Below are 18,661 nucleotides of genomic sequence, written 5' to 3'. Positions count from 1 at the left end.
TTCCTATCGGTCATACCAATATCGCGGATGGTCGCGGCGCACTGTGCTGAAAGTCAAATCTCGGGCGAATTGTAATGTGATTGCTCCGGCACTATCTGTTCGCAGACGCGTGATGCCATGTTCGGCGTAGCGCTCATAGACCTCCGGCTTCGGATGACGGTAACGGTTACGGTAGCCGACCTGGAACAGCGCCAGCGATGGCGCGACCGCCTCAAGAAAACCCTCGGTGGACGACGTGCCGCTGCCGTGATGCGGTGCCAGCAGCACGGTGCTGCGCAATCGGGCGGGAATGCTGTTGACCAGTTCGATTTCGGAGGTGGCTTCGATATCACCAGGCAGCAGGTTGGACAGGCCACCGGCGGAAATTTTCAGGGTGCAGCTGCGCGCATTGGGTTTCCATTTGTCGCTGGTGTAGCTGACCGTGGTCGGATGCAGCATCTCGAAATGCACGCCATCCCAATCCCACTGCTGACCGGCGAAGCAGCGCCGGTGTTCGGCCGCGGCGCGCACGATGCGGTGGTCCGGCGGCAGCGAGCTCGACAACCAGCCGACCGGCATCGCCGCCAGCAAGGACAGCGCCCCGCCGGAGTGATCGCTATCGCTGTGCGAAATGACGACCGCATCAAGCGCGTTGATGCCCCGTGCTTTCAGGTAGGGCAGCAGCACGCGGTTGGCACCATCGGAATCGGGCGAATAGGCCGGCCCCGTGTCGTACAGCAAACGGTGGCCGGCGGTTTCGACCAGCAAGGCCATGCCCTGCCCGACATCAAAGGCGATGACATCGAATTGCCCCACCGCCGGATGGGTCGGCATCGTCGCCAGCAAGGGCAACCAGCCGGCCAGCCCGGCCCAGCGCACCGGCCAGCCGCGCGGTGCCAGCCACCACAAGGTGCCGATGGCCGCGGCGGCGAAGGCCCACCAGGATGGTATCGGTGCGGACCAGACCGCCCATGACAAACCGCTCAACCACGCCAATGCTTGCGCGAGCCAGGCTATGCCGGCATGCCCCGCCAGCAGCAACCAGCCATTGAGCGGCGCGGGCGCGACACTGCCGAGCAAGGCCAGCGGCGTGACCACAAAACTGACCAGTGGAATCGCCACCGCATTGGCCAGCGGACTGATCAGCGAGACCTGTCCGAACAGCAGCAGGGTCAGCGGCACCAGTCCGATCGAGACGACATATTGCGTACGGCTTGCCGGTGCCAGCGTGGCACGCCAGCGCCGCCAGCGCGAGCTTGACGGCGGCAGCGGCGCAGCCGGCATGCGGCCGACCGAGGCGTACAGGATCACTGCCACCGCGCCGAACGACAGCCAGAATCCGGGTGCCAGCACGGCCCACGGATCGAGCAGCAGCACGACCGCCAGCGCAATGCACAGCACCGACGAGACGCGCGTGAGCCGCCCGCACCAGAGTGCCAATGCGACCACCGACAGCATGTACAGGGTGCGTTGCGCCGGCACGCCAAAACCTGCCAGTAAAACGTACAGCAGCGCCACCGCCACACCGACCAGTACGCCGAATTGCTGCGCCGGTAGCCGCAACGGCAAGGCCGCATCAGTGAAAAACGAACGTCGCCACAAGGCCTTGCCGAGCAGCGCAAACAAGCCGGCCACCATCGTGATGTGCAAGCCTGAAATCGATATCAGATGGCCGATACCGGTGCGCGTAAAGATATTCCAATCGGTTTGCGCGACACCACGCTGGTCACCGACCACCAGCGCGACCAGCACGCCGGCGTAGGGTTTGTCAGGCAAGGCGGCAAGGATGCGCGCGCGCAGCCAGGCGCGGCTGCGTTCGACCAGATTGCCGGGGCTGAGCACAAACGACGCGAGCCGGACGTTCTTCAATGCGGCGCCGGTATCGGGCCGGACATAGCCGGTGGCGCGCAGATTTTGTTCGAGCAGCCAGGCTTCATAATCGAATCCGAACGGGTTGGCATTGCCATGCGGACGCGCCAGGCGCACCGTCAATTGCCAGCGCTCGCCGGGTTGCACGTCGCCGACCGTTTGCGTGATCTGGCCGAAAAATCCGGATGACCATGCCAGCGCCAACCGGCGCGGCAGGACCGGCGTGATGCCGTCAAGCGGCAGCACGCGCTCGACGGCGAAGTTGAAACGCACGCCCTGTTCGGCACTAGCCGGTAAGCTGTCGATCGTGCCGACGACCGTGATGTCGCGACCTTCGAGGGCGGCGGGCAGCGACTGCTGCAAGTAGTACTGTGCAAATAGCGTGGCCCAGGCAAAGCCGAGTACGGCGGCGATGCTGGCGACCAGCGGAAGTCGTATTGCTCTGCGCGGTATCGACTTGAACGCCACGAGCAGCGCCACCGCAGCCACCAGCAATGCCGCCGCCCACGTCATCGGCAGCAGCGCCGCTTGCAATTGCAGCACGCCGACTCCCGCTGAAAACCCGAGCAAGGCCGCGCGCATGCGAGTTCAGTAAAGTGACGCCAGTCGCGGCATGGCGACCAGCGCGTTGGCTGTCGTGGCGGTGGCAATCGCCTCGACCGGCAGATCGCGCAAGTGCGCCAGCGCGGCACCGATCTGCGGGATCTGGGCCGGGCTGTTGCGGGCCGGATGCAGCCATGCCGGCGACAGATCGGGTGCATCGGTTTCGAGCACCAGTGCCGCGAGCGGCAGCTCGGTAGCGAGCCGGCGGATTTGCAATGCGCGCGTGAACGTCATCGCGCCGCCCAGTCCCAATTTGAAGCCGAGCTCAATGAACTGGTGCGCCTGCTGGAAGCTGCCATTGAACGCATGCGCGCAACCACCGCGCACACGGATGCGCCGCAAATGCTTGAGCAACGTTTCTTGCGAACGCCGCACATGCAGCAGCACCGGCAAGTCAAAATCGCGCGCGATCTTCAGCTGTTCGACGTAGAAGTGTTCCTGCTTTTCGCGCAAGGGCGGGACAGTCAGTTCAGGAATGAAGAAGTCGAGGCCGATCTCGCCGATGGCCAGAAAGCGCGGGTCCTGCAGAGCTGCAGGGATCGATGCGCGCAGCAGCACCAGATCGGCTTCATCGGCTTGCGGCACGAACATCGGGTGGATGCCTAGCGCGTAGGCACCGTTCTGGCAAGCCGCAGCCAGTGCGGCGACGGTGCCGAAATTGGCGCGACCAATCGCCGGAATAACGATGCGGGACACCCCTGCCCGTTGCGCATCGGACGCCACGGCCTCGTGTTCGCCGGCGAATTCGGCGGCATCCAGATGGCAGTGGGTATCGATCCACATCGGCGTGCCCCGTTATTCGACGTAGGGTTCCAGCCCGCGCTCGGAAAGCCGCAGGATGCGATCGCAATGGCGCGCCAGTTCGACATCGTGGGTGACGATGACGAACGAGGTGCCTAGCGTGCGCGACAATTCCAGCATCAGGTCGAAGGTCCGGTGCGCCGTCGCACGGTCGAGATTGCCGGTCGGCTCATCGGCCAGTACGCAGGCAGGCAGCGTCACCAGCGCGCGCGCCAGCGCGACACGCTGTCGCTCGCCGCCGGACAATTCGCCCGGCACGTGCGTAACGCGATCGGCCAGACCGACGCGGGCCAGTACCTTGCGCGCGGCTTCCTGCGCGGTGATCCGGTCGACCCGACGGATCATCAGCGGCATCGCCACGTTATCGAGTGCTGAAAATTCCGGCAACAGGTGATGGAATTGATAGACAAAACCGAGCGAGTGATTGCGCACGTCGCCGCGTTCTTTTTCGCCCATGCTGGCCATCTCGCGGCCAAGCAAGGTCACGTTGCCGGTGCTGGGGGTATCGAGTCCGCCGAGCAAATGCAGCAGCGTCGATTTGCCGGAACCGGACGCGCCGACGATGGCCACCCGCTCGCCTTTTTGCACCTGGAAGTCGATGCCGGCAAGCACCTTGACGGCGTACTTTCCTTGCGTGAAGGTCTTGCCCAGACCAACGCAGGACAGGACAGTGTTATCGGTGGTGTTACTCATAGCGCAAGGCCTCGGCAGGTTTGACACGGGCCGCCCACCAGCTCGGATACAGCGTCGCCAGAAAGGCCAGCACCACGGCGACAGCGCCTATGGTGCCGACATCCGGCCAGCGCAGATCGGACGGCAAGGCACTGATCAGGTAAATATCGCGCGGCAGGAATTGCACGCCGAGCAGACGTTCGATGACGGGTACGATGACATCGACATTGAGCGCCACCAGCACCCCCCCGGTGATGCCGATGGCCGTGCCGATCAAGCCCACCAGTGCACCCTGGATCATGAAGATCTTCATGATCGACCGCGGTGACGCACCCAGCGTACGCAGGATGGCAATGTCGGCCTGCTTGTCGGTGACGGTCATGACCAGCGTCGACACCAGATTAAAAGCAGCTACTGCAATGATCAGCGTGAGGATGATGAACATCATGCGTTTTTCGGTTTGTACAGCGGCAAACCAGGTCTTGTTCTGCTTTGACCAGTCGCTGATGAGGACATTGCCGGTCATGATGCGCGACAGGTCACGTGCCACCAGCGGTGCCCGCTGCATGTCGTCGATGCGCAAGCGCACGCCTGTCGGCGCATTGAGCCGGAACATTTTTTCGGCATCATCGATGTGCATGAAGGCCAGTGTCGAATCATATTCATAGTGGCCGGCTTCAAAAATCCCGACCACTGTAAAAGCCTTGTAGCGCGGCACCACGCCGGCCGGTGTGACCTGCCCTTCGGGCGAGACCAGCGTGACACGGTCGCCGATGCCGGCCGACAGCGCACGCGCCAGTTCGCCACCGAGCACGATATTGAATTCGCCGGGACGCAGATCGGTGAACTTACCTTGCCGCACTTGCGCGGCAACTTCGGAGACATTCGATTCTTCGCCCGGCAGCACGCCACGTACAATCACGCCGCGCAGGGTACCGTCGCGCGTCATCATGGCCTGACCAGCGACATACGGTGCTGCGCCTTTGACTTCCTTGTCCAGGAATGCTTCTTTGGCGGTGGCTTTCCAGTCAACCAGGCCGTTGACCGGATCGAACACTTCGATGTGCGGCAAGACCGACAGCATGCGGTCGCGCACTTCTTTCTGGAAGCCATTCATCACCGACAGCACGACGATCAGTGCGGCGACACCCAGCGCGATGCCGGCCATCGAGATCAGCGAGATGAATGAAATGAAACTGTTGCGGCCGCTGCGACGACCGGCGCGCGTGTAGCGGATGCCGACCAGCCATTCGAACGGCAGATTTTTTAGAATACTCAATGGTGGGCTCCTGAATTCGTCCGGCATCTTGCCACACAAAACAAATCATCTCCAAACGCGGTAGGCTGGCTTCATGGTAGTTCAGCACTTGCGTGCCGGTCGTGGTGACGTGGCAACCAAGGATTGCATCGACAAGATTTCCTGCCTGCATCAGGATGCACTATCGGACTCATTAAGAATATTTTGTAGGACAATGTTTGGCAAAAATCTATACTGGCAATCGCTGGAAATGCCAAACATTCATAGGAGAACGCCTTGTCGAACGAAACAAAATGCCCGTTTTTAAGCGGTGCACCCAAGCCTACCGTCAACGCAGGTACCACGAATGCGGACTGGTGGCCGAATCAGTTAAACCTCAAAATCCTCCAACAAAATTCGTCGTTGTCCAATCCGATGGGCAAGGATTTTAACTACGCCGAAGAATTCAAAAGCCTGGACCTTGACGCGCTCGTCAAGGACGTAACAGCGCTGATGACCGATTCACAGGAATGGTGGCCGGCCGACTATGGTCACTACGGTCCTTTCTTCATTCGTATGGCCTGGCATGCATCAGGCACCTACCGGATTGCCGATGGTCGCGGCGGTGCCGGTTTCGGCACCCAACGTTTTGCCCCACTGAACAGCTGGCCGGATAACGTCAACCTGGACAAGGCACGTCGCCTGCTGTTGCCGCTGAAGCAAAAATACGGCCGCAAAATTTCATGGGCTGATCTGATTGTCCTGACCGGCACCGTCGCACTCGAGTCGATGGGCCTGAAAACCGTCGGCTTCGCCGGTGGTCGCGCCGATGTCTGGGAACCGCAGGAAGACATCTATTGGGGTCCGGAAGCCGAATGGCTGGGCGACAAGCGCTACAGCAAAGAGCGCGTCCTTGAAAACCCGCTCGGTGCAGTGCAGATGGGCTTGATCTACGTGAATCCGGAAGGCCCGAACGGCAATCCTGACCCGCTGCTGTCGGCACACGATATCCGCGAAACTTTCCTGCGCATGGCCATGAATGACGAAGAAACCGTGGCCTTGTGCGCCGGCGGTCATACCTTCGGCAAGGTCCACGGCGCTGCTGATCCGGCCAAATACGTCGGTCCTGCACCCGAAGGCGCACCGCTCGAAGAGCAAGGTCTCGGTTGGAGAAATACGTTCGGCACGGGCAAAGGTGTCCACACGATTTCCAGCGGCCTCGAAGGCGCATGGACACCGACCCCGATCACCTGGGACAACAGCTATTTCGATACGCTGTTCGGTTATGAATGGGAACTGACCAAGAGCCCGGCCGGTGCCCACCAGTGGACCCCGAAAAACGGTGGCGGTGCCAACACCGTGCCGGACGCACATGATCCGGCTATCCGCCATGCACCGATGATGGCAACGACCGATATCGCCCTGCGCGCCGATCCTGCCTACGAAAAAATCTCGCGCCACTTTCACCAGAATCCGCAGGAATTTGCCGAGGTATTCGCCAAGGCGTGGTACAAGCTGATGCACCGCGACATGGGTCCGTTGTCACGCTATCTGGGTTCGATGGTGCCGGCGAAGACCGAACTGTGGCAGGACGTGGTTCCCGATGTTGACCATCCATTGGTCAATGAGCAGGACGTCGCCGCCTTGAAAGCCAAAGTGCTGGCCTCCGGTTTGTCGACCGCACAACTGGTGACTACAGCCTGGGCTTCAGCCTCGACTTTCCGCGGTAGCGACAAGCGCGGTGGTGCCAACGGTGGCCGTATCCGCCTGGCACCGCAAAAGGATTGGGAAGCCAACGAACCAGCCAAACTGGCCGTCGTCTTGACCGCACTCGAGGCTATCCAGAAAGACTTCAACGGCGCGCAATCCGGCGGCAAGAAGATCTCGATGGCTGACTTGATCGTGCTGGCCGGTAGCGCTGCCGTTGAAGCGGCGGCAAAAAAAGGCGGTATCGATACCATCGTGCCGTTCTCGCCGGGTCGTACCGATGCCACCCAGGCGCAGACCGACGTCGAGTCGTTCGCTGCACTGGAGCCGGTTGCTGATGGCTTCCGCAACTTCCTGAGCAAGGAAAGTGTGGGTACTGCAGCCGAACTGCTGCTGGATCGCGCCAACCTGATGACCTTGAGCGGCCCTGAGATGACGGTACTGGTCGGCGGCATGCGCGCCCTCGATACCAACTTCGGCGACGTCAAACACGGTGTTTTCACCGACCGGCCTGGCACTTTGAGCAATGACTACTTCGTCAATCTGCTCGATATGAAAACCAAGTGGGAGAAGTCGACCGCGTCGGAAGGACTGATGGAAGGGCGCGATGTTGCCAGCGGCAATGTCAAGTGGACCGGTACTGTCGTGGATCTGGTGTTCGGTTCGAACTCGCAGCTGCGGGCAATTACCGAAGTCTATGGCAGCAGCGATGCCCAAGAGATGTTCGTGCATAACTTCATCGCGGTCTGGACCAAGGTGATGGACCTGGATCGTTTCGATCTGACCTGATGCCGGCGCGGCCCTGTCGATTCACATCGACAGGCCGTGCAGCGCAAATTACCGAGCCACATATCGGTAACTGAACGACCCGAACGCCTTGGCGACCGGGTCGTTTTTTTTTGCCGCCGGCGGGGTAGTTTGCGCGCTGACCTAAAGACGGTTGCGAAGGACCTCGCCGGTTCGCCTGATCGAATTGACCTACAATCCCCGCCCATGAGCCATCTCGATATTCTTTTGCCTTTCGCCCTCCCCCCCACCGCCATGGGTCCTGATCTGCTGCGTGCGATGGAAACGCCGTCACTGGCCGTACTGCTGGCGCGCAGCAAGCCGGCACCGGCGGTCGCACATGACGCCTTCGCCCACGCGCTACCGCATGAATCCTGGCTCGCTGCTGCCTTCGGTTTGTCACCCGACAAGGCCACAGACGGCAGTCCGCCGCTTGCCTTGCGCGCCATGCACAGACGCGGCTTTGCGCCCGAATCCGGGGTCTGGTTCGTGCTCAATCCGGTGCATATCCATATCGCCCGCGATCATCTGGTGCTGACGGATCCGCGCCGGCTCGCGCTGGCGGACGCCGACTCGCGCACGCTATTCGCGCTGGCAGCGCCGCTGTTCGAAGAGATCGGCCAGCAACTGGTGTACGGCGATGCGGCTACCTGGTTCCTGCGCGCCGACGACTGGACGGCGATGCAGACCGCGACACCGGACGCGGCCTGCGGCCACAACATCGATATCTGGATGCCGAAAGGTCCGTCCGAGCGCGACTGGCGCAAGGTCCAGAATGAAATCCAGATGCACTGGCATGACTGCACGGTCAACCAGTCACGCGAGCAGCAAGGTCTCGATCCGGTTAATTCGCTGTGGCTGTGGGCTGGCACGCCAGCCAAACAAGACGTACGGGACTCGCCCTATACCGATGTCTTCAATCTCGCCAACTGGCGTGGCGAAACCGTCAAGCATGCTGACAGTGCCACCATCGCCGACGTGCTCGCCGCAAAACCGGTGCATGGTTTGCTATTGCTCGACATGCTGATCGAACCGGCGCTGGGCGAAGATTTGTCGGAATGGCTGATGCGCGTCAATGCCCTCGAGGCACCCTGGTTTGCGCCGCTGCTGCAGGCCTTGAAAGATGGTGCCCTCGGCTCATGCCGTCTGATCCTGACCCATGGCAGCCTGGTCACCGGGCACCTGATCACGCGCACGACGCTGCGCAAATTCTGGTTGAAGCCATCGCTCAAGGGATTGCTGCAATGACCCGTCTCGCGACCCGTGCGGCGTCTCCGCGCGATACCGAACGCCTGATCCAGGACGGCATCCATCCGGTGCTGGCGCGCCTGTATGTGGCGCGTGGCTTGCTCGATGTGCGCGAACTGTCGAGCGAGCTGTCGTCGATGATCGCCCCTTCCGGTTTGCTGCACATTGATGCCGCAGCGGTATTTCTGGCCGATGCGATCGCGGCAAAAAAACGCATGGTCATCGTCGCTGATTACGATTGCGATGGTGCTACCGCATGCGCGGTCGGCTTGCGCGGACTGCGCATGCTGGGCGCGGAAGTCGACTTCATCGTGCCGAACCGGTTCGAATATGGCTATGGCCTGACACCCGAAATCGTCGCGCTGGCGCAAGCCGAAAAAACGCCCGACATTATCGTCACCGTCGATAACGGCATTGCCAGTATCGACGGCGTGGCCGAAGCCAACCGGCGTGGCATCGACGTGGTCGTGACCGATCACCACCTGCCGGCCGATACGCTGCCGGCGGCGCGCGTGATCGTCAATCCGAACCAGCCCGAATGTGGCTTCCCGAGCAAGAACCTGGCCGGCGTCGGCGTGATGTTTTATGTGCTGCTGGCCTTGCGCGCCGAGCTGCGCAAGCGTGGCATCTTCGATCAGCACAGCCAGCCCAAGCTTGATGTGCTGCTTGATCTGGTCGCGCTCGGCACGGTCGCCGACGTCGTCAAGCTCGATGCCAACAACCGCATCCTCGTCGCGCAGGGCTTGAAGCGGATGCGCGCCGGTCGCATGCATGCGGGCGTCGCAGCGCTGTTCCGGGCGTCGGCCCGCGAGGCGCGCAAGGCCAGTCCGTTCGACCTCGGTTTTGCGCTGGGTCCGCGTCTGAATGCCGCCGGCCGGCTGGCCGACATGTCGCTTGGCATCGAATGCCTGACCACCGACGATGAAGGTCGCGCCTGGGCCATTGCCCAGCAGCTCGATGCGATCAACCGCGAGCGGCGCGATATTGAGGCCGACATGCAGGACACCGCGCTGGAATTACTCGACAGTTTCAACCCGCAAGACAATTCGACGATCAGCGTGTTCGACGCCGGCTGGCACCAGGGCGTCATCGGCATCGTTGCATCCCGCCTGAAGGACAAGTTCTACCGGCCGACAATCACTTTTGCGCCGGCTGGCGATGGCTGGATCAAGGGCTCGGGACGCTCGATCCCGGGTTTTCATTTGCGCGATGCGCTGGATCTGGTGTCCAAGCATGCCCCTACCCTGATCGACAAGTTCGGCGGTCATGCAATGGCCGCCGGCCTGACCTTGCGCGCCGAAAATTTCGATGCCTTCGCCGCAGCCTTCGAAGCTGTCGGACGCAGCTGGCTGACGCAAAACCAGCTCGAACGGGTACTCGAAAACGATGGTTCGCTGGAAGATGCGTTCTTCACGACGCAGTTCATCGACCTGCTCGACGCACAGGTCTGGGGTCAGGGCTTTGCGCCACCGGTGTTCTGCGACGAGTTCCGCGTGATCAGCCAGCGCATCCTCAAGGAACGCCACCTGAAGCTGCAGCTTGAGCGCAATGGCCAGCGTTTTGATGCGATCTGGTTCGGTCATACCGACGATCTCGGGAGTCGCGCACGGGTGGCCTACCGGCTCGATGCAAACGAGTACAACGGTGTGACGCGCGTGCAGTTGATGGTCGAGCACGCGGAAGTCATGTAGTGCACAGGCGTGTTTTTTACTGGAACCCTTATTCCGTAATAAACCACGTAACACCACGGACTCGAGTGCCCGATCGATACGGGCAACGACGTTCCATGAGGGTGGATGCGCTCGACAAGTCGTGAGCGCAATCGCTGATCGCTGCAGGAACCAAACGGCGTCCGGCATGTTCATTGCCATGCTCTGCGGCATCCCGCACCCATGCGCATGACCGCGTCACAATTAGGAAAGAAGCATGGCAAACATCAATTTACCAAGGCTGAGTACTTTTGACGTTGTGTATCGTACTGACGGTACACGCAAGGTTATCGACGACCATACTCCGGCATTTGTTCTTGAGGCAGGCGACATTCTTTTTGACGACAACACACGTACAACCATGATCGTCAACAGCGACGGCGTGAGTGCATACGTGATCGGTGATCGCGGTAGTGGCAAAAAAACCGCCACGACCGACGATGATTTCGAGAAAAAAGATCCGACTTCATTGAATGCTTTTTTTTCCAGGTTATTTGGTCATGCCAATCAGGCGCAGCGGCTGGCCTTCGGTCAGCAGAGCAAGGTGCAGGCGTCCGGATCAGCCGCTGATAGCGGTATTTTGCCGGGCAACATGTCGGCTCCGTATGACTCGGGCGACATCAAGGACCCCGGCAACGACAGCCATGAAGACACTTGTTCAGACCCAAACTGTGCAGCATGTCGTGCGGAACGAAACGTAACACCGGCGAGCCACGGACCGACAATTCATGCATCGGAAACCGACAGTCCCATGCCCGGTTCAAGTCCCAAGCATGGTCATACTGGCGATAGCGGCAGCGCACCAGGCTCGGGACCCATGCCTATTTCCGACGGACATCAGATCATGGCATTGAATCACGGCGAGTCCAGCCATCACAACGGCAGTACCTTTGGCGCCTTGCTGGATTCCGGCGAACAAACCGCCATTGCAGGAAGGATTTTTGGCGGAAATGGCACCGGCTTCGTCGACAAAATGCGTCGCTGGACCGTTGATAATCAATTTTTTAATCAAGGACAAACTGCGCAGGAGAGAGAATCCGGAACTTACCTGGCGACTAACATGGCGAGCAAATTCGCAATAATGCGTCCGAATAACTTTGCCGACGAAGCTACCGCCAGTCGTGTGTACGGACAGGCAAAATCGCTCGCAGTGAAGGGAGATGCTGCCAGTCTCGGCAAACTGGTCGATCAGTACGGCGACCGGCACGGACTGAGCGATGCCGAACTGGTACAACTTTATAACGTCAACGAGCACGAATATCTGCACCACATCAGCGGTGGTTCGCCAGCCGGTTCGTCAGGCAGCGACCTGTTCAACAGTAGCCATGCATTTTCGTTATCCACCAGTGACATGAACGGCAATGACGGGATCAGTGCTGTCCAGGGCGGCTACAACGACAAGGGCGAATATCCGCAAGGGGGCTGGTTCGAGGCCGCCAAACGTTTTACCAATGCGATTGATATCTCTAGCGACAGTAGCGACCGATATGACGACAGTATCAGCCCGGCTTCCCGTCCCGGCACCAGCCAGCGCAACAACTCCGCAGCGAGCAGCACGACTGGCTCGACCGCAACGTCCGGGGTCACCACTGGAGATGCGTGCAGCGACGACGCTGATTTCATGGAGGCCGCGCAAACACTCGCCGACGATCCGTCATTCATGAATTACGGGCAATACCGCATTTATACGCGCGCGCAATTGCGAATACTGGCCGACGATCCCGGGACCAACGCCAACACCCGGGCAGCGCTTCAAACGCTGCTCAGCAATGACAGTGCCTACAACACCATAGAAACGGCTAACGACAGCCTGTTGCAATCCGCTTCCGCCAGAGATGACGATATTATTTCGACCAATGACATCACGGTCGCCCTGGCCAATGGCACAACAGGTTCCCGCCGTAGCAACGGAACGGGCGGAAGCGATACAAGTCGACACCCGGGCAGTGAGGCCGGCAATGGCTCAACCGAAACACTGACAAACGGTGACATAAAAGGGCTTGCTCCCTTTGGTGCACAAACAACCCTCAATCTTTCTGCCAACCCGGAAGTCGCGCGATGGTCGAAAGAGATCATGACCGGATCGAGGACTACGGGCTTGTCGCCGACGCAAATTGCCGCACAAATATGGGCAGAATCAAGAGGTCGATCGGATACCCGCACTCAAAACGCCGATGGCACCACCGACTATGGATTGATCCAGATTGGTCAGGAACGCTGGCTCCGCGATGTGTATCCGAAACTTGGTGAGGCAGAAAAGTCCCTGATCAAAGCCGCCACCGGCAAGGATGCAAAAGAGTTAGACGTCACATTACCGCTAGATAACCTCATTGCAGGCGGCTTCCACGTCAAGTTCATGATCGATGCGAAGGGCGGCGACTTGAAGGCCGGCCTGCGTTACTACAATACCGGCGACATCAACGGGGCAGGCAGTTCAGGCTATGTCAACAATGTGCTTCATTACATGCATGAGATCGAGACGAACAGTAAATTATCAGAAGATCCCTACAGTGGAACCAACGGCACAGGCATCGCAAATAAGTATTGACTGCCAGCAGTAGTATCGCTGGTGGCAATGCCGTCAGAATCAAGGTTGTCCCGTCGAGTCAAGCCATGACCAGTCCCGATTTGGTATTGCAGTCAATACCGGTCATCGGAAACAGGTGGCGACGGCCTGTATTACTTGCCACAACAAATAAGTCGTTTTAAAAAAGGCAATCAGGCGTTTTCGACGTATACTTTTTTGAACTAAAAACCATGAAAGTTATGCATGACGTACGAAGAGTTTCTCGATGAAGTGACCACCCTCCTCACTGAACTGTATGATCTGGATGACGTTGCCGCCATCAAGATAGTGATGGATGCCCAGGAAGCTGAATTTTTTAGCGTGCACGATGATGTCCCCGCGATGTGCACCGCAGAACAAGCCAAACTGGATGCGGTCAAGTTGTTCGAGCAAAAGCAGAACAAGCAGCAAACACAAAAAAAGCAGCAGCAACGGGTCCAGCAAAAAAAGAAAAACTGAGCCAGTTTCCCGGCTCTTCCGATCCGACGCACCGGCACTCGTCCATGTCACAGCCCTCCCTCACTGCATTCTGGCGACACCGCCGGTTCGTTCCGGCGCTGTGTACCTTCGTTGTCGCGCTGATCTGGCTAGGCTGGCTCCTATGGCAACCCTCTCCTAACAAGACCATTGTCATGAGCGTTGGCAATGACGGAGGAATTTATCAGGCCTTTGCGCTTAAGTACGCTGACATACTGGCGCGCAAGGGAATCCATCTGGAATTACGAAAATCATCCGGTTCGGTAGAAAATTATCAACGCCTGAAAGACCCCGCCAGCGACATCGATCTAGCATTGATGCAATCCGGCATTGGTGATGCGCGCAATGCACCCAATCTGGAAGCATTGGCTGCGGTGTCCTACGAGCCGATCTGGCTGTTCTACAACGGCACAACCCGCATCGACCAGATCGCCCGGCTCACCGGAAAACGCCTCGCCATCGGACGTGCCGGCAGCGGCTTGCGCAGGATCACCATCGAGTTACTGGCCGCCTATGGCATCAATGCCAGCAACACGACGCTAATCGAAATGACTTCCCGGCAAGCCGAGGCACAACTGCTTGCCGGCGACATCGATGCCGGATTCTTCGTCGGCATTCCAGAAACACCACTCATTGCCTCATTGCTGCGTACCGACCTGAAACTGATGAGTTTCAGCCAGGCCGATGCGATCGTGCGCAAGTTCCCGTCATTGTCCAAAGTGGTCTTCCCGCGTGGCGCCATCGACTTGCAGCGGGATCTGCCGGCACAGGACGTGACGCTGCTGTCGGCCACGGCCATGCTGGTCGCCAAGAACCGGCTGCATCCGTTACTGATCTATGCGCTTCTCGACAGCGCTGTCGAAGTCCATGCCGAGCCTGGGTTTTTTTCGGTACGCAATGAATTTCCCAACCAGCATGCCGATGATTTTCCGATGTCCGAAGAAGCCCGCCGCTACTTCCGTTCGGGCCGCCCGTTCCTGCAGAATTACCTGCCGTTCTGGTTGGCCAATTTTATAGAACAACGCTTCGTGATCGTGGTGCCCTTGCTGGCGATGCTGTTTGCGCTGCTGCAAACGGTGCCGCGCATACTGGCCTACCGCGTGCGCACGCGCCTGTCACATTGGTACCGTGACCTCAACGCACTAGAAAACGCCATGCGCACCACGCCCGACACCACCCCCACGCAACGCGATCAATGGCAGGAGCAACTGGCGCAACTTGATGCCGATGTCCACCAGCTTGTTTTGTCGCCCCGTTACTTCAACCAGCTCTACGCACTGAAACTATCGATCCAGATCGTACGCAACCTGCTGCATGAGCATAATGACGAGGCGGTCCGCACGTAATGCCCGAGCTGCTCGCGTATAATTTCGCCTTTCCCCGCCAAGACAAAAGAAACCATCATGGAAGCAGAACAACTCAATTCTCTGGAAGGGCTGCTCGCAGACCTGACCATCCGCGCCAACGAACTCCGGAGGTATCTTTGACTTCGATAACAAGTCAGAGAAGCTAGACCAGGTCAACGCCGAACTCGAAGATCCGACCGTCTGGGACGACCAGAAACGCGCGCAGGATCTCGGCAAAGAAAAGAAATCCCTCGAATCCGTCGTGCTGTCGCTCATCAAGATCGACGCCGAATTGCGTGATGCCAGCGACCTGTTCGTGATGGCGCGCGAAGAAAAAGATTACGATACCGTCCAGGCCGTAGAAGACGATACACAAGGTTTGCAAAAGCTGGTCGAAGGCATGGAATTTCGCCGCATGTTCAGCAATCCGATGGACCCCAATAACTGCTTCATCGATATCCAGGCCGGTGCCGGCGGCACCGAAGCACAGGACTGGGCCTCGATGCTGATGCGCCAGTATTTGCGCTACTGCGAACGCAAGGGCTTCAAGACCGAAATCCTCGAACAGTCCGATGGCGAAATCGCCGGTATCAAGACCGTCACGATCAAGGTCGAAGGCGATTATGCCTACGGTTTTTTGCGTACCGAAACCGGCGTCCACCGCCTCGTGCGCAAGTCGCCATTCGATTCGGCAAACGGCCGTCACACCTCGTTCTCAAGCCTGTTCGTGTACCCGGAAGTCGATGACTCGCTGGAGATCGACATCAATCCCGCCGACGTGCGCGTCGACACCTACCGCGCCTCCGGTGCCGGCGGACAGCACATCAACAAGACCGATTCCGCAGTGCGCCTGACCCACGGCCCGACCGGCATCGTCGTGCAATGCCAGAACGACCGCAGCCAGCACCGCAACCGCGCCGAAGCGTGGGCCATGCTGAAGTCGCGGCTGTACGAGCATGAAATGCGCAAGCGTATGAGCGACCAGCAAAAGCTGGAAGACTCCAAGACCGATATCGGCTGGGGCCACCAGATCCGCTCGTACGTACTGGACCAGTCGCGCATCAAGGATTTGCGCACCAGCTTCGAGACCGGCAATACCAAGGCGGTGCTCGATGGTGATATCGACGAATTCATTGCGGCCTCGCTCAAGCAAGGCGTGTAGTTTTTCCCTTTTTGATTGCCCACTTTATGACCACCAACACTGAAGTCGCCGCTGGCCTGCCAGCTCCCGACGAACATTCGATCCTGGCGGAACGACGCGGCAAGCTCGCTGCGATCCGCGCTGCCGGTATCGCTTTCCCGAATGATTTCCGGCCGCAGCACAAGGCCGCCGCGCTGCATGTGCAATACGACGAACTCGATAACGAGGCGCTCGAAGCGACGCCGGTCAAGGTCGTCGTGGCCGGTCGCATGATGCTCAAGCGCGTGATGGGCAAGGCCTCGTTCGCGACCTTGCAGGATGCCTCGGGCGTGCGCGCCGATGGTCGCATCCAGCTCTACATCACCACTGACAACGTCGGTGCCGACGCGCACGACGCGTTCAAGCATTACGATCTGGGCGACATCCTCGGTGCCGAAGGCCACTTGTTCAAGACCAAGACCGGCGAGCTGTCGATCAAGGTCACGGCGCTGCGTCTGATCACCAAATCGCTGAGGCCGTTGCCGGACAAATTCCATGGCCTGGCCGATCAGGAAATGAAGTACCGCCAGCGTTACGTCGACCTGATCATGAGCGAAGAAACACGTCGCACGTTCAAGGCGCGCACGGCGACGATGTCGTCGATCCGACGCTTCATGAATGAACACGAGTTCATGGAAGTCGAAACGCCGATGCTGCACACCATTCCCGGTGGTGCCGCCGCCAAGCCTTTCATCACGCACCACAATGCGCTCGACATGCAGATGTTCCTGCGCATTGCGCCCGAGCTGTATCTGAAGCGCTTGGTGGTCGGCGGCTTCGAGCGCGTTTTTGAAGTCAATCGCAACTTCCGCAATGAGGGTGTGTCGCCGCGCCACAATCCGGAATTCACGATGATGGAATTCTATGCGGCGTATGTCGATTATCACTGGCTGATGGACTTCACCGAAGCCGTGATTCGTCAGGCTGCCATTGATGCGCACGGCACCGCCGAGCTGACGTATCAAGGTCGCGCGCTGGACCTGAGCCAGCCGTTCCGCCGCTTCACTATCCTCGGTGCGATCAATCATTACGCACCGCAGTACAGCGCCGAACAACTGGCCGATGCCGATTTCATCAAGACTGAACTAAAAAAATTCGGCGTCAAGCCGTTTGCTACGGCCGGCCTGGGCGCACTGCAACTGGCGCTGTTCGAAGAGACCGCCGAAGCGCAATTGTGGGAACCGACCTACATCGTCGATTACCCGGCCGAGGTCTCGCCGCTGGCGCGCGCCTCCGACACGGTGCCCGGTATCACCGAGCGTTTCGAGCTGTTCATTTGCGGGCGCGAACTGGCCAACGGTTTCTCGGAATTGAACGATGCCGAAGACCAGGCCGCGCGCTTTCAGGCGCAGGTCGCGGCCAAGGATGCGGGCGATGAAGAGGCGATGTTCTACGACGCCGACTATATCCGCGCACTCGAATATGGCATGCCGCCGGCCGGTGGTTGCGGTATCGGTATCGACCGGCTGGTGATGCTCATTACCGACTCGCCGAATATTCGCGACGTGATTTTGTTTCCACATCTGCGCCGGGAGGATTGAGCCAGAGCGCGGACGACTACCCCTGCGTCAAATGGATCATGTAATGGTTACATCACATTACGTTTGACACAGGAACTTGCTGGCCTCGTTTGGTATCTATCGCCATACTCGTCCTACCCGACTGCAACACGGTCGCCCGCACTTTCAGGAGAATCCATGAAGAACAAACACATGTCAGGCGGAATCCATCCACTGATGGCCGCTGCTGCAGCTGCCGTCATCCTGGTCAGCCTGGTCGGGGTCGCCGCAATCACCGGTCTCCTGCCCAACTCGACCGCCAACCAATCTGCCGAAGCAACGGCAAAGACATCTTCACCAGCGCCAATGCTGGCTTCCGAAAACACGCAGAAGTCCGCAGCCTCCGAACCGGTCGTCAAACACGCCAGTCCTGCCAAACACGCACCCCGTCCGGCGACCGACAACTATCAGCAGCAAGCCGCTGCGTCCTGCTACAACTGCGGCAGGGTCGAATCCGTCAAGACCATCCAATCTGCGGCCCAGCCTAGCGGCGTCGGCGTCGGTGTCGGTGCAGTCCTCGGTGGCTTGCTGGGCAATCAGGTCGGTGGCGGAAATGGCCGTACGCTAGCTACCGTGGCTGGTGCCGTCGGTGGCGGTTATGCCGGCAACGAAGTCGAGAAGCGCTCGCGCGGTACCACCAGCTATCAGGTCCGGGTCCGCATGGATGACGGCCAGTTGCAGACATTCCCGAGCGACAGTCCGGACGGCTGGCGTGCCGGTGACGAAGTGCGTGTCGTCAATGGGGCGCTGACCGCCCGCAATTAATGTGTTGATCCGCGAGAGCGGCTATCGATAAGAAAGACGGCCGGCGCGCCGTCTTTTTTTTGCCTGCGACAGGCGCAGCCGTCAGCGTTCAGGATCGCCATTGGCGAATCAAGTCGTTTTTGAGGTGCATCAACGAATTTCGGGTGCACACTCCCTA

The 18,661-nt window shown here is 59.5% G+C and carries 13 protein-coding genes; 9 read left to right on the top strand and 4 right to left on the bottom strand.

The window, feature by feature from the left end:
• Positions 1 to 3 precede the first annotated feature (3 nt).
• From RHM62_RS10685 to RHM62_RS10670, 4 genes are read right to left on the bottom strand one after another with little or no spacing between them, the layout of a single operon-like run.
• The gene (locus RHM62_RS10685; protein ID WP_322122089.1) at positions 4 to 2,430 is read right to left on the bottom strand and encodes a DNA internalization-related competence protein ComEC/Rec2; all 2,427 of its coding nucleotides are present in this window, start codon (positions 2,428 to 2,430) and stop codon (positions 4 to 6) included.
• A 6-nt stretch (positions 2,431 to 2,436) separates the two neighbouring features.
• Positions 2,437 to 3,234: a TatD family hydrolase gene (locus RHM62_RS10680; protein ID WP_322122088.1), complete on the bottom strand. Its 798-nt coding sequence runs from the start codon at positions 3,232 to 3,234 to the stop codon at positions 2,437 to 2,439.
• A 12-nt stretch (positions 3,235 to 3,246) separates the two neighbouring features.
• Positions 3,247 to 3,945: a lipoprotein-releasing ABC transporter ATP-binding protein LolD gene (gene lolD, locus RHM62_RS10675; protein ID WP_322122087.1), complete on the bottom strand. Its 699-nt coding sequence runs from the start codon at positions 3,943 to 3,945 to the stop codon at positions 3,247 to 3,249.
• Positions 3,938 to 5,203 (bottom strand): lipoprotein-releasing ABC transporter permease subunit, encoded by a 1,266-nt coding sequence (locus RHM62_RS10670; RefSeq protein ID WP_322122086.1) that lies wholly within the window; start codon positions 5,201 to 5,203, stop codon positions 3,938 to 3,940. Before RHM62_RS10670 ends, lolD begins: the two co-directional genes overlap by 8 nt.
• Before the next feature lie 255 nt (positions 5,204 to 5,458).
• Here RHM62_RS10670 and katG point away from each other — a divergent pair, with 255 nt between their 5' ends.
• The 9 genes from katG (at position 5,459) to RHM62_RS10625 (ending at position 18,504) form a co-directional block, all read left to right on the top strand.
• Positions 5,459 to 7,657, top strand: a complete 2,199-nt coding sequence (katG, locus tag RHM62_RS10665) for a catalase/peroxidase HPI (RefSeq protein ID WP_322122085.1) — start codon at positions 5,459 to 5,461, stop codon at positions 7,655 to 7,657.
• 204 nt (positions 7,658 to 7,861) lie between these two features.
• Complete coding sequence (locus RHM62_RS10660; protein ID WP_322122084.1) at positions 7,862 to 8,902, top strand: hypothetical protein; 1,041 nt, start codon at positions 7,862 to 7,864, stop codon at positions 8,900 to 8,902.
• On the top strand, positions 8,899 to 10,593 hold the full coding sequence (gene recJ, locus RHM62_RS10655) for a single-stranded-DNA-specific exonuclease RecJ (RefSeq protein ID WP_322122083.1): 1,695 nt from the start codon (positions 8,899 to 8,901) through the stop codon (positions 10,591 to 10,593). The genes RHM62_RS10660 and recJ overlap by 4 nt, the downstream gene beginning before the upstream one ends.
• Positions 10,594 to 10,828: 235 nt before the next feature.
• On the top strand, positions 10,829 to 13,159 hold the full coding sequence (locus RHM62_RS10650; protein ID WP_322122082.1) for a hypothetical protein: 2,331 nt from the start codon (positions 10,829 to 10,831) through the stop codon (positions 13,157 to 13,159).
• Between the two features lie 222 nt (positions 13,160 to 13,381).
• Positions 13,382 to 13,636, top strand: coding sequence for a hypothetical protein (locus RHM62_RS10645; RefSeq protein ID WP_322122081.1), 255 nt, complete (start codon positions 13,382 to 13,384; stop codon positions 13,634 to 13,636).
• A gap of 44 nt (positions 13,637 to 13,680) precedes the next feature.
• Entirely contained in the window at positions 13,681 to 15,000 is a 1,320-nt protein-coding gene (locus RHM62_RS10640) for a TAXI family TRAP transporter solute-binding subunit (protein ID WP_322122080.1), read from the top strand.
• A gap of 57 nt (positions 15,001 to 15,057) precedes the next feature.
• Positions 15,058 to 16,162, top strand: a protein-coding gene (gene prfB / locus RHM62_RS10635; RefSeq protein ID WP_322122079.1) for a peptide chain release factor 2 whose coding sequence is annotated in 2 segments (ribosomal slippage) — positions 15,058 to 15,138 and positions 15,140 to 16,162 — 1,104 coding nt in all. Because the reading frame shifts where the segments join, the coding sequence is not laid out codon by codon here.
• A 26-nt stretch (positions 16,163 to 16,188) separates the two neighbouring features.
• Positions 16,189 to 17,721: a lysine--tRNA ligase gene (lysS, locus tag RHM62_RS10630; RefSeq protein ID WP_322122078.1), complete on the top strand. Its 1,533-nt coding sequence runs from the start codon at positions 16,189 to 16,191 to the stop codon at positions 17,719 to 17,721.
• A gap of 156 nt (positions 17,722 to 17,877) precedes the next feature.
• On the top strand, positions 17,878 to 18,504 hold the full coding sequence (locus RHM62_RS10625) for a glycine zipper 2TM domain-containing protein (protein WP_322122077.1): 627 nt from the start codon (positions 17,878 to 17,880) through the stop codon (positions 18,502 to 18,504).
• Positions 18,505 to 18,661: the final 157 nt, after the last annotated feature.

The organism is Actimicrobium sp. CCC2.4 (assembly GCF_034347385.1).
Classification (GTDB): Bacteria; Pseudomonadota; Gammaproteobacteria; order Burkholderiales; family Burkholderiaceae_D; genus Actimicrobium.
This window is presented reverse-complemented; position numbering and strand designations above follow the sequence as displayed.

Coding starts and splice junctions, on each gene's coding strand:
- recJ (WP_322122083.1), top strand. CDS start 8,899: ATGACCCGTCTCGCGACCCGTGCGGCGTCTCCGCGCGATACCGAACGC.
- lolD (WP_322122087.1), bottom strand. CDS start 3,945: ATGAGTAACACCACCGATAACACTGTCCTGTCCTGCGTTGGTCTGGGC.
- lysS (WP_322122078.1), top strand. CDS start 16,189: ATGACCACCAACACTGAAGTCGCCGCTGGCCTGCCAGCTCCCGACGAA.
- RHM62_RS10685 (WP_322122089.1), bottom strand. CDS start 2,430: ATGCGCGCGGCCTTGCTCGGGTTTTCAGCGGGAGTCGGCGTGCTGCAA.
- RHM62_RS10650 (WP_322122082.1), top strand. CDS start 10,829: ATGGCAAACATCAATTTACCAAGGCTGAGTACTTTTGACGTTGTGTAT.
- RHM62_RS10645 (WP_322122081.1), top strand. CDS start 13,382: ATGACGTACGAAGAGTTTCTCGATGAAGTGACCACCCTCCTCACTGAA.
- RHM62_RS10660 (WP_322122084.1), top strand. CDS start 7,862: ATGAGCCATCTCGATATTCTTTTGCCTTTCGCCCTCCCCCCCACCGCC.
- RHM62_RS10680 (WP_322122088.1), bottom strand. CDS start 3,234: ATGTGGATCGATACCCACTGCCATCTGGATGCCGCCGAATTCGCCGGC.
- RHM62_RS10640 (WP_322122080.1), top strand. CDS start 13,681: ATGTCACAGCCCTCCCTCACTGCATTCTGGCGACACCGCCGGTTCGTT.
- RHM62_RS10625 (WP_322122077.1), top strand. CDS start 17,878: ATGAAGAACAAACACATGTCAGGCGGAATCCATCCACTGATGGCCGCT.